11 protein-coding genes are annotated in these 13,338 nt (G+C 44.7%); 6 read left to right on the top strand and 5 right to left on the bottom strand.

Features of this window, described 5'->3' with window-relative positions; all coding sequences use genetic code 11:
• Window positions 1-38: 38 nt before the first annotated feature.
• Entirely contained in the window at window positions 39-2,015 is a 1,977-nt protein-coding gene (locus DKT73_RS06105; RefSeq protein ID WP_111637693.1) for a methyl-accepting chemotaxis protein, read from the bottom strand.
• Window positions 2,016-2,225: 210 nt separating this feature from the next.
• On the opposite strand from DKT73_RS06105, the gene DKT73_RS06100 reads away from it, so the two are divergent.
• The 3 genes from DKT73_RS06100 to DKT73_RS06090 all read left to right on the top strand — a co-directional run bounded on the left by DKT73_RS06100 (window position 2,226) and on the right by DKT73_RS06090 (window position 4,802).
• Window positions 2,226-3,638 (top strand): aminotransferase-like domain-containing protein, encoded by a 1,413-nt coding sequence (locus tag DKT73_RS06100; protein WP_111637692.1) that lies wholly within the window; start codon window positions 2,226-2,228, stop codon window positions 3,636-3,638.
• Window positions 3,639-3,838: 200 nt separating this feature from the next.
• Complete coding sequence (locus tag DKT73_RS06095) at window positions 3,839-4,249, top strand: energy transducer TonB (RefSeq protein ID WP_111607165.1); 411 nt, start codon at window positions 3,839-3,841, stop codon at window positions 4,247-4,249.
• 37 nt (window positions 4,250-4,286) lie between these two features.
• Window positions 4,287-4,802: a DUF501 domain-containing protein gene (locus DKT73_RS06090; protein ID WP_111637691.1), complete on the top strand. Its 516-nt coding sequence runs from the start codon at window positions 4,287-4,289 to the stop codon at window positions 4,800-4,802.
• 86 nt (window positions 4,803-4,888) lie between these two features.
• On the opposite strand, the gene DKT73_RS06085 is transcribed toward DKT73_RS06090, so the two are convergent.
• Complete coding sequence (locus DKT73_RS06085; protein WP_111637690.1) at window positions 4,889-5,179, bottom strand: hypothetical protein; 291 nt, start codon at window positions 5,177-5,179, stop codon at window positions 4,889-4,891.
• Window positions 5,180-5,270: 91 nt separating this feature from the next.
• Window positions 5,271-6,755, bottom strand: coding sequence for a glycerol kinase GlpK (gene glpK / locus DKT73_RS06080; protein WP_111637689.1), 1,485 nt, complete (start codon window positions 6,753-6,755; stop codon window positions 5,271-5,273).
• A gap of 157 nt (window positions 6,756-6,912) precedes the next feature.
• Here glpK and DKT73_RS06075 point away from each other — a divergent pair, with 157 nt between their 5' ends.
• The 3 genes from DKT73_RS06075 (at window position 6,913) to DKT73_RS06065 (ending at window position 10,266) form a co-directional block, all read left to right on the top strand.
• Entirely contained in the window at window positions 6,913-7,683 is a 771-nt protein-coding gene (locus DKT73_RS06075) for a DeoR/GlpR family transcriptional regulator (RefSeq protein WP_111637688.1), read from the top strand.
• A 194-nt stretch (window positions 7,684-7,877) separates the two neighbouring features.
• Window positions 7,878-9,365, top strand: coding sequence for a glycerol-3-phosphate dehydrogenase (glpD, locus tag DKT73_RS06070; protein ID WP_111637687.1), 1,488 nt, complete (start codon window positions 7,878-7,880; stop codon window positions 9,363-9,365).
• 130 nt (window positions 9,366-9,495) lie between these two features.
• A complete protein-coding gene (locus tag DKT73_RS06065) occupies window positions 9,496-10,266 on the top strand; it encodes a TSUP family transporter (RefSeq protein ID WP_111637686.1) in 771 nt (256 codons plus the stop codon).
• A gap of 3 nt (window positions 10,267-10,269) precedes the next feature.
• Here DKT73_RS06065 and gcvA read toward each other — a convergent pair whose 3' ends face one another.
• Both gcvA and DKT73_RS06055 read right to left on the bottom strand, forming a co-directional pair.
• Entirely contained in the window at window positions 10,270-11,205 is a 936-nt protein-coding gene (gcvA, locus tag DKT73_RS06060; RefSeq protein WP_111637685.1) for a transcriptional regulator GcvA, read from the bottom strand.
• 522 nt (window positions 11,206-11,727) lie between these two features.
• A complete protein-coding gene (locus tag DKT73_RS06055; RefSeq protein ID WP_111637684.1) occupies window positions 11,728-13,107 on the bottom strand; it encodes a glyceraldehyde-3-phosphate dehydrogenase in 1,380 nt (459 codons plus the stop codon).
• Between the last annotated feature and the right edge of the window lie 231 nt (window positions 13,108-13,338).

Below are 13,338 nucleotides of genomic sequence, written 5' to 3'. Positions count from 1 at the left end.
ATACCTCAATATTAACGCAACCTATCTAAAAAACACCATCAAACAATCTTAAATTGACTGAGTAAGTCTTTTTGATGAGAAGCTAACTTGGACAACCCCTGACTGTCTCTCTCACTTTGATCCGCCCCTAAAGAGGCTTGCTCAGACATAACCGATATGTCTAACACATTCTGTTTAATCTCTTGAGCAACCGCAGACTGCTCTTCCGCAGCGGTAGCGATTTGGGTACTTAAATCTCGAATCTCTGCCATGCTGCTTTGCAATTCGGCCAACGACACCCCAACTGAACGTACTTCCTCAACACTGGAATTGGCACTTTGACGGCTGGTTTCCATGCTGCCGACCGTTTTCGTTACGCCTTGTTGTAGCTGGATAATCACTTGCTGTATTTCTTCAGTTGAATGGTGAGTCCGTGTCGCCAAAGTACGAACCTCATCAGCAACCACGGCAAAGCCACGCCCCTGCTCGCCAGCACGAGCCGCTTCTATTGCGGCATTGAGCGCCAACAAATTAGTCTGCTCCGCAATTTCCTGAATGACATCTAAAATCCGATCGATACTTTTCGAATGCTCATCCAACTGATTCACGACCACCGTCGACGCTTCTATCTGTTCAAGAAGGCATTCAATTTTCTCGATGCTCGCATCCATTTGGTCACGATTTTGATTGGCTCTTTGGTCCACTGACTGGATTTGATGCAAAATAACTTCCGAGCTTTTCGCCACCTGATCCACCGTGGCCACCATTTCTGACATAGACGATGCCACCTCGGTTGTTCGCTCATTTTGAGTAACCATCAAGCGTTTTGAATCACTTGCTAAACGAACGTTATTACCGGCAGAATCCGCGACTTTGTTGGAAGCCTGATCGATTTCCATCATAACACTTTGCAACTTAGCAACGAGACTGTTGACCCAAGAGGACAACTCACCGAATTCATCTTTTGTTTTCACCGCACTACGCTGAGTGAAATCGCCATCCGAAATTTTCCCCAGCACGTTCATGACTTCTTTTAGCGGCAAACGAATACTGCGACTAACCCAAAGAGCCACCAGCACTGCGATCACAATAGAAATCACCAAGACAATACTGATGATCAAGGTAGACAATGAGGCGGCGTCCGTCGCTTCGGCTTTGGCTTGATTGCCCATTGATGACGCTTCCGATAGCAATTTTTGCACAGACACATTTACCAACTCCATGCTGTCTGATAATTGCTTGGCTAATACTTCAGATTCTTGTGTTAGGCGTGCATTTTCATAAAATTTTGCAACCACGCCATCGTCCGACATCACACTGGTTTCTATTTCACTGACTAAACCCTTGATGTTGTCGTCATTCAAGTACGACTGCTTGTCCTTCAAACTGGTAATAATAGACGCCATGGCGTCGCGTAATTCCTGCATCTTAGCCAAACTACGTACATCGAAGTAATCATTTACAGACACTTGTAGGCTTTCTATTTGGCTGTGCATATAAGAAGCCGCAAACTGAATTTCAGAGGTATCGCCATCTGTCACCAGTATCGCCAAGTCTTCCGCTGCAAAATTAATCGCGTCTTTAAGATCCAGCTTTTCATCTGGCACCACCGCCTGAAGTTCCAACATGGTCTTATGATTCGAAAAAGCCACATCGGTGTAACCAAAAAAACGCGCCACTTCGACATTAATACTGTCAAGCGCCTGCTTCATCTGAGGAAGCGCACTCAATTGCACGGACAATTGCTGTGAAATATCACTGAATTCTTGTTTATGTTTCACAAAACGTGCGGATAAATCCTCCAAAGAATCAGGCGTCTTACTCAATAAATACTGTAAAACGGCCGCGTTCGCTAAGCTCACATCCTCTTTAAGGGTATTGCTAATGGAAGAAATATCCGCAACTTCTCCAGTCACTACGTTTAATCTGTCTTCAATCTTCTGAATGCCAACAAAACCCGATGCAGCGATCAACAACAGAAGTAACAACAAAACACCAAAGCCAAATAAAATCCTTTGAATAACGGACAACGACATAATCGACCCCTAATAAAAACGTACCCTAAATTATCTAACACACTCAAAACTGACCAAGTATACAGGAATACCATAACACTTTATTTACAATTCACGACACCCTGTAAACACCAAACGCACACAATCGAGCGTAGCCAAATCCGCATAGATTTCTTTCAACTCACCAATCTGGTAAATTACCCTTCTCTTTATCTATTCGACCCGCGCTTTATGGATTGCCCCTTATACGAAAAAATTGCCAACCAAATTGAACAACAAGTTCATGAGGGGATTTTCTTACCGGGCGCCAAAATTCCTTCTGTGCGAAAATCCAGCAAACAAATGGACGTTAGCGTCGCTACCGTACTGCAAGCCTATAGTTTGCTAGAAGACCGAGGCGTCATAAAAGCGCGCCCTCAAAAAGGCTATTTTGTTCAAGAAACTCAGCTTCAACAGAATGAACCTGCAAAAATCGAACCGACTCAGAACGATGGCTCCATACACGCCTTATTACGACGTTTATTACACGTATCACAAGACGAAAGTATCATTCAATTTGGTGCAGCCATTCCCAAAAGCCCGTTTCTCCCCATACGTCAATTACAACGTTCAGTGGGGCGTCTCATGCGTTTAGAGCCCGAAATATGCGCCGCTTATGAATTCACCCCTGGTTCATTAAGCCTTCGCCGCCAGATCGCCATTCGCATGTTAGACAGCGGCTGTCAGCTTCAGCCTGACGACATCACCATTACACTAGGCTGCCAAAACGCTTTGATGCTGTCCTTACAAGCGGTGGCTAAATCCGGGGACACCATTGCCATCGAAAGCCCCGCTTACCATGGCGTGTTGCAAATTATCGAAGTACTCAATCTAAAAGCCATAGAAATACCCTGCTCAGCACAACATGGTATCGATGTAAATTTACTGGAAGAAGCCGCAAAAGAATGGCAAATAAAAGCCTGTGTGGTGACCCCCAACAATCAAAATCCAATTGGTGCGACGCTCAACACACAAGCCAGAAAGCGCCTTATTCAACAATCCATTCAATACGGTTTTACCCTGATTGAAGACGATGTCTATGGTGAACTAGGTTACAAAGACAAACGGGAACGATCACTCAAAGCCGATGACAAACACAATACCGTGATTTACTGCAGCTCTTTTTCAAAAAGCATTGCCCCAGGATTTCGTATTGGTTGGGTAGTTGGCGGGCGATTCCAAGCACAAATAGAACACTACGCGTATGTGCAATCTCTGGCTGTGCCAACACTGACACAAACGGCCATTGCCAACTTTCTAGAAAACGGTGCTTACGACCGTCACTTGCGTAAAACCCGACAGTCCTATCAAGACAACTTGATCCGTTGCCAAGCGCTCATTCAGGAGCACTTTCCTAAAGGCACCCATACCTCTACCCCACAGGGTGGATTTTTGTTGTGGGTCACGCTACCAAGCACAATAGACGCTATGACGCTCTATACCCAAGCCTTAGACAATAAAATCGGACTGTTACCCGGTTTGGCCTTTAGTTTAACAGCGCAGTTTAACCACCATTTTCGCTTAAACTATGCGCTAAATTGGGACAATCAAACCGATGCTGCCCTAAAAAAACTGGGCCAACTCTGCCAACAGCAACTAGACTAAAAGCCATAATAAAAGCGGCAAAAGACACAAGGTCACACAGTACTTTTTTACATATAAGTAGAGGTTATGAACTTTCATTTAGGCATCTTAAAATTCATCTGTACAGACAGAGCAAAAAGCGTACAATTCGCATTCTTTTTTAAACACTCTGCCTTCTTGGCCGATAACATGAATATCTAAATAGTAGCTGGCTTGTTGCGATGGAATTTGTTGCACATCCGAGAGACCTTCCGTTAGAGATTACGCTAATAGAAGATCAGCCTTTCCCTCCGATCAGTGAAGAAAGAGCTGGGTTTGTCGGTATCACATATGTCACCCTTCGTCCTTTCGATTTTGGACGCTCGGTTAGAATTACATTGGAAGAAATAGACCCCAACTTTTGCGTATCTGGTCGCATTGCTTGGTGTCGTCAAGAAGCCGACGGTTACCATATCGCCATCGAATTCCCTACTAAAGAAGAGTGTTATTGTGTTCGCATGATAGAACAGCTCTCTCAGATAGAACATTATCGACGCCAGGCAAAAATGGCAGGACGACGATTGAACTACAACGAAGCAGCGGCTGAATGGATACAAAAATTTGCCGCTAGTTTTCCCGCGTTCACCATTTAATTCTTCTTTTGACGAAGACACTATTCAATAAGATATTATGACCAACACACTTTCTCAGCGTGATCTAGAGATCATCACAGCGCAGCTTGGACGTACTCCAAGCGGCATCAACGCCATTGCCCATTATTCCCCTAACGGCACCCCACAAGTACTGGAAATGGAAACCTGGGTCTTCGACCAACCTTTCCCTACCTTGTACTGGTTGTCTAGCAAAGCGATTGATAAAGCCCTCGCAAAAATAGAAAGCCATGGTGTGGTAAAAGAATTAGAACAACGCATCAAAGACGATGAAAGCCTACGAGAAGCGCACCACGCCTCTCACCGTGACTACATCGCAAGACGCTGGGCCGTGATGAGCCCAGAGCACAAAGCCATCATTGAAGAAAAAGGCTTTAAGCCGCTGTTTGACAAGCTCGGGATCGGCGGCATTGCCAATTGGGATCAAGTTCGATGCCTGCACATGCAATATGCGCATCATCTTGTGGGCGATAATGTTATTGGTCGAATCCTAGACGAAGAATATGGCATGAAAGCCATTGCCGACGCAGAGTAATGTATAAAAAAAGGGGCTGCTCATCAGCATGCCCCTTTGATTGTCATTCAGCAGTGTTCAAGTAGGCAATAAAAATCGCCTACTGCCTACTTTAAACTTTTTAAGATAGCTCGAAGCTCTTCTGGTGTTGACGCCTTGGGCAACACTTCACGAATACGGTTAAATGCCGCCTGAGCAACCGCCGCACGTTGAGCATAAGTTGTCAACGCACCGCCCGTCCAGCCTGCCAATTTCACCATTTCATTTTTGAAGTTATTACCACCGACACCATGTCCTCCTAGGGCCATCAATGCGTCTTCAATTTCTAAATAGCTTGGACGCGCCCCACCAAACTTCATAAAATCATCTTGCTGTACTTCGGCAAACTGTTTTGACATTCTCTAGACCTTATTTAGAAACACACCTATCACTAAAGTTAGCCATATTTTCGCGGCGGCACAAGACAAAGCATGTATCAAATCGTAAAAATTACGCTCTGGTACGCACACGATCCACCGCTTTTTGCCAACCTTGATACAATTTGTCCCCCGTGCCTTTTGCCATCGTGGGTTCAAAACATTTATCCGCCTTCCACAGCGCCTCAACGTCATCCAAAGACTGATAAAGGCCAACTTGCAATCCAGCTAAGAATGCCGCCCCCAAGGCTGTGGTCTCAGTGACACAAGGACGCTCTACGGTAATTTCTAATAAATCACTTAAGAACTGAACCATAACATCATTGATCACCATTCCGCCGTCAACTCGCAACGAACTAAACGTTGCCCCATCCTGTGCCATTGCACCAACCAGATCTTTGGTTTGATAACACACAGAACGCAACCCCGCACTGACAATATCCGAAACACTGGTGTCTCGCGTCAAACCAATCATTGCACCACGGGCATCAGGATCCCAATAAGGCGCACCCAACCCTGTAAAAGCGGGTACCAAATAAACGGAATCATCATTTAAAGCTTGCTTCGCCAAACTTTGTGTTTCTTTCGCGTCAGAAAACAATTTCAAACCATCACGCAACCATTGAATGGCAGCGCCAGCCACAAAAATACTGCCTTCCAGCGCATACGTCACTTTGCCATTTAAGCGATAACCAACCGTGGTAAGCAACTTATGCTCTGATCGAATCGCAGTATCACCGGTATTCAAGATCATGAAGCACCCTGTACCATAGGTACTTTTCACCATACCGGGTGTAAAACACGCTTGACCAACCAGTGCCGCCTGCTGATCCCCAGCAATACCATTAACAGGAATAGCCGCTCCCAACCAAGACGCATCGATCACACCAAAATCCGCACTGCAATCCATCACTTCAGGGAACAATACATCGCCGATTCCCAACAGCTCAATCAGCTCCGCGTCCCACTCTTGAGTATGAATATTGAACGCCATAGTACGAGCGGCATTCGTTGCATCGGTTTTATGCGATTGCCCGTTGGTCAATCGCCATAACAAAAAGCTGTCCACTGTACCGAAAGCCAAACGCCCAGCTTGCGCTTTCTCACGCGCACCGTCGACATTGTCCAATATCCAGCGAATCTTGGTGGCCGAAAAATAAGGGTCAATCAACAACCCTGTTTTCGCTTGTACTTTCTCACTCAACCCCTGCGCTGTTAACGTCTGACAAAAGCCACTGGTACGCCTATCTTGCCAAACAATGGCATTGTAAACCGGCTTACCCGTTTCAATATCCCAGAGGATTGTGGTTTCACGCTGATTTGTGATACCTATAGTCGCTATCGCCTGCGCATCGATCCCTGTATCCTTAAGGACAGACTGACACACAGATAAGGTAGATGACCAAATATCTTCTGGATCATGCTCAACCCAACCATCATTGGGAAAAATTTGCGGGAACTCTTGCTGAGATTGGCCAACACGCGAGCCCTTCTCATCAAATAAAATAGCCCGAGAACTGGTGGTTCCTTGATCAATAGCCAGAATATAATGTGTCATGGTGAATTCTCTTTGAAATCACAGCCACCCAAAAAAAGAGCGACTTAATTGTTGTTTTGTTTTTTGAACATGAATATTCAAATACGAATATTCTCTATTAAAAACCAATGCGCACTCGTTTAGCAAGTAGTAACCCTTTCTAGGAGAAGAAAACAATATGGGCCAACTCTCTCGCCAAGATAATATTGTCGCCATAGTAAAAGAAAAAGGCTATGTGACAATCGACGAACTGGCCAGTCAATTTTCCGTTACCCCCCAAACCATTCGTAGAGATATTAATGAGTTAGCGAAAGCGGATTTGATACGTCGCCATCATGGTGGAGCAAGCTATGACTCCAGCACCACAAACGTGGCCTATGCGGCGCGCCAGATTTTACAACTTCCAGCCAAAGAACAAATTGCCAAACGCATTGCGGCTGAAATTCCTAACCACGCCTCTTTGTTTATTAACATCGGTACCACGACAGAAACCGTTGCAAGAGCCCTACTAAACCATCAGGGCCTACAAGTTATCACCAACAATCTCAACGTCGCGGCCATTTTAAGTGGAAAAGAAGACTTTACCGTGATTATTGCGGGTGGAACCGTCCGATCACGAGATGGCGGGGTTATGGGTGAAGCAACCATCGACTTCATTAACCAATTTCGTGTGGACTTTGGCATCATCGGCATCAGCGGCATCGATCCTCACGACGGTTCATTGCTCGATTATGATTACCAAGAAGTTCGCGTTGCACAAAGCATTATTAGCAATTCCCGCACCGTCTTTCTTGCTGCGGACAGCGCCAAATTTGGTCGTAACGCCGTTGTTCGATTAGGCAATATCACGCAAGTGGATCGACTTTTTACAGATGAAAATCCCCCCAAAGCCATTATCAATCTGATGAAAGAACACAAAGTTCGCTTAGAAATTTGTACGCCCAAGTGACACTTGGGCGTTGCACATACCATAGAAATAGCCCATAAAAAGTGACCGTTTCGTCTCTTCACTCTTAAAAAAGCTCAAATATTCACCAAAACTTCACAAAGCCTTGTTGTCATAATGACCTTAGAGGTTTAATATCGAACACAAATGTTCACTTTCGAACATACACATTCGCATTTTAGATCGTGAGGCTTAGTATGAATCACTCCCATTTTGACCTATTTGTTGTTGGCGGCGGCATTAACGGCACAGGCATCGCTGCGGACGCCGCAGGACGAGGCCTCAATGTTGGCCTTTGCGAAATGGGAGACTTAGCTCATGCCACTTCATCCTCAAGCAGTAAATTAATCCATGGCGGACTACGATACCTTGAACATTACGAATTCCGTCTAGTAAAAGAAGCCCTAACAGAGCGCGAAGTCCTTCTAAAAGTGGTCCCACACCTCGTGACGCCAATGCGCTTTCAAATGCCTCATCGGCCACACCTACGACCAGCTTGGTTGATTCGTATTGGTTTATTTCTTTACGACAATCTGGGCAAACGTGAAACACTCTTAGGCTCAAAAGGCGTCAAGTATGGTGCAGACAGTCCATTAAAAGACGATATCACACAAGGCTTCGAATACTCTGACTGTTGGGTAGACGATGCTCGCTTGGTTGTCACCAATGCACTCAGTGCGCAACAAAACGGCGCGGCTATTTTTGCCCGTACTCGCTGTATCGCAGCAAAACGTGTAGACAACCAATGGCACATTCGTTTAGAAGATCAAATAACCAAGGAAACCCATGATGTTACGGCCAAAGCCTTAGTCAATGCTGCGGGCCCGTGGGTGTCATCCTTTATCGAAACCAAACTGGAACGAAAAGCGCCTTACGGCATTCGCATGATCAAAGGCAGCCATATTGTTGTGCCGAAACTGTATCAACATTCAAATGCCTTCATCATGCAAAACACTGATAAACGCATCGTATTCGCGATTCCTTACCGTGAACACTACACATTGTTAGGCACCACCGATGTTGAATACAAAGGCGACCCAAACAAGGTAGCGATTTCTGAAGAAGAAACAAAATACATCTTAAAAGTGGCCAATGACCATTTCAAAAAAACGCTCACACCAAGTGACGTCATTTGGAGCTATTCTGGTGTGCGACCACTTTTGGAAGATGAGTCGTCGGACCCTTCTGCCGTCACTCGCGATTACACCTTGCACCTTGATGACCAACACCAGCAAGCGCCTTTGCTCAGTATTTTTGGCGGGAAAATTACCACCTATCGTAAACTAGCCTTGTCAGCGATGAAAAAACTGACGCCTTATTTTGAAAACCTGGGTGGCGAATGGACTCATAGTAAACCGCTACCCGGAGGGGACTTAGGCATGTCTTTGGATGCTTTTAGCATGAAGCTTCAGCGAGATTATCCTTTTATCGGCGCACATCTTGCGCGTCGTTTTGCCAATAGCTATGGCACACTCACCCATATACTGCTCAATAAGGCGAATTCAGAAAGCGACCTTGGACAAGATTTTGGCAATCAGCTTTTCCAAGCCGAAGTGGATTATTTAATCCACCATGAATGGGCACATTCAGCAGAAGACATTCTTTGGCGTCGCACCAAGCTGGGCCTTGAATTCACCCCAGAACAAGTTACCGCTCTTGAAAACTACGTACAGACAAAAGTGTAGTCCAACACAATAGCAGATACTGCAAAATTACGACTGATTTGCCCACCTAAATGATTGTCTAGGTGGGCTTTTTTTGCTCTACTAAAAGCACCGTGCCTTCTATTTATTAACCCATAGGAATGAACACACAATGGACGTTGTCTTTTTTGATATCTCTATCTGGATTTACCTTGCTCTTTTTGGTGCGGCATTCTTTGCTGGCGTCATCGATGCTATTGCAGGTGGCGGTGGACTGATTACCGTTCCTGTATTGTTGGCGGCCGGACTTTCGCCAGCGGAGGCGCTTGCCACCAACAAACTACAAGGTTGCGCTGGTACCGTATCTGCGTCGTACCATTTTGTCAAAAAAGGCCAAGTAAAACTGGCAGATATGTGGCTCCCCATCGCCATGACAGCAGTGGGTGCGGTTTGTGGAACCTTATTGGTATCCTACCTAGACAGCAGTTTATTGCTCAAAGCCGTTCCCATTATCCTCATCGCTGTCGCCATTTTCTTTTTCTTTTTGCCCAAAGTTCAGCCTTACATAGCCAGTAAGTTTTCCCTGACCCACGTACAATTCGCGTTACTTATTGGTACCAGCATTGGTTTTTATGATGGTTTAATCGGCCCTGGTACGGGGGCTTTCTTTTCGACAGCGTATTTATGTTTAATGGGGCTCACCGTTGTTTCAGCAACCGCCCATACAAAAGTCCTTAATGCGACGAGTAACCTCGCCTCTCTTGCAGTGTTTGCTTTCAGTGGACATATTATTTGGGCGTTGGGTATCGTCATGGGCATGGGGCAATGGGTTGGCGCACAAATTGGCTCTCGTCTGGTCATCACCAAAGGTGCGAAACTGATTCGCCCCATGGTGATCATTATGTGCTTGGCAATTTCCATTAAACTGCTTTTAGATAACTAATCTTTAAAGTTCATACGGTGTTGTCAACGTATCTTCCGATGAGTATTGATAACACTGTGTGACTAACCAGCGAAGTAACTGTTGAACAGGCTCACGCTGACGCTGTATTTCTGGGCAAACAAACAAATAAGCATGGCCTTCGTCTAGGGTTTCTGAAAACGGCATCACTAATCGCCCTTGTTGAATATCATCCATTACCAAAGGGGTTCGCCCTAAGGCAACACCTTGTCCTGCAATGGCCGCTTGCACAGCAAGATCGCCACGATTAAAACTAATCCCCCGAGAAGGCTTTACCCCTTTAGCATTGACCAACTGCAGCCACTTTTCCCATTCAGCATAAGGGCTGGAAAAACGCCACTCTGAGTCATCGTTTAACAATGGCACATGAGCTAATTGACTTGCCTCTGTCAATGCTCGTAATTCAGCAAAAGCCGGACTACAAACAGGAAACACCTTGTCTTTCATCAAAGGAACAATATAGCCTTTAGAGCTATGAACATGGCTATGCACAATCGCAACATCTATCCTATCGCGTTGAAAATTGACCTCCCTATCGTTCGCCTGAATTCTCAACTGCAAATCAGGATACGCTTCCTGCAAACTGCCTAATCGGGGAATTAACCACTTGGTCGCAAAGGACGGCATAACTGAAACCGTCAGAATATTCGACGTTTCCTCTTCCTGTAGCTCTAAAACCAAATCATTAATTTCCGTAAAACTATGATTCAACTGCACAGCCAAACGAGCGCCGGCGACTGTCAGCTCTAAACGTCGATGATAACGAACAAACAAAGTGAGCTTTAAACGCTCTTCTAACTGCCGAATTTGTTGACTCACCGCACCTTGCGTTAAATGCATTTCTTGAGCGGCTTTGGTAAAGCTCAAATGACGTGCCGCAATAGCAAATGTGCCTAACCCCGCAAGAGGTAAAGATTTCATAAAACCACCACTATAAGACGATATCAGCTACTGCAAAATACCAAAATTCGCTCAGCCAAAAAACAAAAATCATCAAATGAAAAATATAATACTTATAAAACAGATACTTAATTCAAAAAATATCACTCATGAAAAAACATCCATAAATATACCATCAAGCTTACTGCATTTTGCATTAATGTGGCTAATCCAATAAATCAATTTATATCGTTTGTAACAACCCACTAAAAAGATAAAATTATTCCATCTCTTAGGTTGAACAGCGGCCTAATATTTACCGATACAGCCCTAACTGTATCTTATCTAAAAGTAGTCCCACAGCTTACTTTTAGAGGAATATCAGCATTCCCCACAGGATGATGTTATTCGCAACTGCTAGTTACTTTTTTGAAACCGGACGATTGTCCGGTTTTTTTTTGAGCAAATTCAGGCCAACGCCTTCTATACTCATAAAAACGCAAAAAAAAACGGCGACCCTAAGGCCGCCGTCAAATAACACACGTAAATGTGTCCGATCATTCGTTATGCCGCTTTTGCTTTGTCTTCAAGCAATTGCGCCTGTGTAAAATTTGCCTGCGCCAGCTTCTCCATCAGGCGTACAACCTGACAGCTGTATCCATATTCATTGTCGTACCAAACATAAAGAATCGCTTGATTACCGCGCACCTTAGTCGATAAAGAATCCAAAATACCCGCCTGCTGAGAACCAATGAAATCAGAGCTCACAGCGTCAGCACCGTCACTGTAACCAATTTGTCCAGTTAACTCTGCACTAGTAGATGCGGCTTTTAATAGCTGGTTAATGTCTTCAACCGAAGTGGCTGTTTTTAGATTCAAACTCAATACAGCAATAGAGACGTTAATAACAGGAACTCGAATCGCACTACCACTCAGCTTACCCTCTAAAGAAGGAATGGCTTTCGATACAGCTTTTGCAGCACCTGTTTCCGTCATAACCATGTTCATGCCAGCAGCACGACCACGGCGGTCGCCTTTGTGAATGTTGTCGATTAAGTTTTGGTCATTGGTGTAAGCGTGTACGGTTTCTACGTGACCAGACTCGATACCAAAGGCTTTCTCAAGTACAGACAAAATGGGCGTAATCGCATTCGTCGTGCAAGATGCAGCAGAAATAATACGATCAGCATCAGTAATATCACTGTCGTTCACACCAAATACAACGTTCTTCATTTCTTTACCAGGAGCAGTCAATACAACACGCTCAATACCTGGACGGTTCAAATGAACACTCAAACCGTCATGGTCACGCCAGCGGCCAGTATTATCCACCAACAACGCATTATTAATACCATAAGCTTGGTAATCCACTTCTGCAGGGTCAGAAGCGTAAATCACCTTCACCGATGAACCATTAATAATCAAGGCTTGATTCTCTTCATCAACCTTAACCAATCCGTCGTAAACACCGTGGACAGAATCGTATTTCAACAAGCTAGCACGCTTAGACAAATCGTTGTCGCACGCTTTACGTACCACAATGGCCGCCAATGACATACCTGGAGTAGTGTGACCAAGAGTGCACATACGACGAGCCAACAAACGACCGATGCGACCAAATCCGTATAAAACTACTGGAGTTTCAGTACCGTCTTTTGACTGAGCAGCCAATACAGCTTCAACATCCGCTTCAGCGATTAAAGACTCAAGCTCAACCACAGTATGAGCGACATCACTGGCTAACACTTGCTCTAACACTTGATAGACTTGAGCAAGATCTAATTCTGGATGTTGATCAAAAACCGCCATCAATCCAGTGACAGAATCCGCCATGAGTGTGTTGCCTGCCAACTGAACTTTTACCGCTTTTTCACGGCCAAGTTTACCCAAAAGAGGAATCATAGATTCTGCTTGCGAAAGTGTTTGTAACCAAGTGCTTGTCATTTTCTGCCCCCGAAAAAAGACTCTGTTGTATCAATATGGGCGCAGTCTAACGGCACTTCAGAACAAAAACAAATTGTAATAAGGCAACAAAAAACCTTTAAAATCTTATATTTAGCGTGATTTTTTATAGAAATAACGAAATAACCAGAAAGGTCTAGAAACTTTACTACATAATCCTAAAATAAAACGCCACATCAGCCTGAACCGTTCGATTATGTTGTAATTTGGCAA

Origin of the sequence: Marinomonas shanghaiensis, from assembly GCF_003259175.1 — a bacterium.
Taxonomy (GTDB): domain Bacteria; phylum Pseudomonadota; class Gammaproteobacteria; order Pseudomonadales; family Marinomonadaceae; genus Marinomonas; species Marinomonas shanghaiensis.
The sequence above is the reverse complement of the archived record's forward strand: the minus strand, read 5'-3'. Positions and strand labels throughout refer to the sequence as shown.

Bases quoted from the DNA above. Each gene is read 5' to 3' on its own strand.
- DKT73_RS06065 (WP_111637686.1), top strand. From the start codon at position 9,496: ATGGACGTTGTCTTTTTTGATATCTCTATCTGGATTTACCTTGCTCTT.
- DKT73_RS06075 (WP_111637688.1), top strand. From the start codon at position 6,913: ATGGGCCAACTCTCTCGCCAAGATAATATTGTCGCCATAGTAAAAGAA.
- DKT73_RS06085 (WP_111637690.1), bottom strand. From the start codon at position 5,179: ATGTCAAAACAGTTTGCCGAAGTACAGCAAGATGATTTTATGAAGTTT.
- DKT73_RS06055 (WP_111637684.1), bottom strand. From the start codon at position 13,107: ATGACAAGCACTTGGTTACAAACACTTTCGCAAGCAGAATCTATGATT.
- DKT73_RS06100 (WP_111637692.1), top strand. From the start codon at position 2,226: ATGGATTGCCCCTTATACGAAAAAATTGCCAACCAAATTGAACAACAA.
- DKT73_RS06105 (WP_111637693.1), bottom strand. From the start codon at position 2,015: ATGTCGTTGTCCGTTATTCAAAGGATTTTATTTGGCTTTGGTGTTTTG.
- gcvA (WP_111637685.1), bottom strand. From the start codon at position 11,205: ATGAAATCTTTACCTCTTGCGGGGTTAGGCACATTTGCTATTGCGGCA.
- glpK (WP_111637689.1), bottom strand. From the start codon at position 6,755: ATGACACATTATATTCTGGCTATTGATCAAGGAACCACCAGTTCTCGG.
- DKT73_RS06090 (WP_111637691.1), top strand. From the start codon at position 4,287: ATGACCAACACACTTTCTCAGCGTGATCTAGAGATCATCACAGCGCAG.
- glpD (WP_111637687.1), top strand. From the start codon at position 7,878: ATGAATCACTCCCATTTTGACCTATTTGTTGTTGGCGGCGGCATTAAC.
- DKT73_RS06095 (WP_111607165.1), top strand. From the start codon at position 3,839: ATGGAATTTGTTGCACATCCGAGAGACCTTCCGTTAGAGATTACGCTA.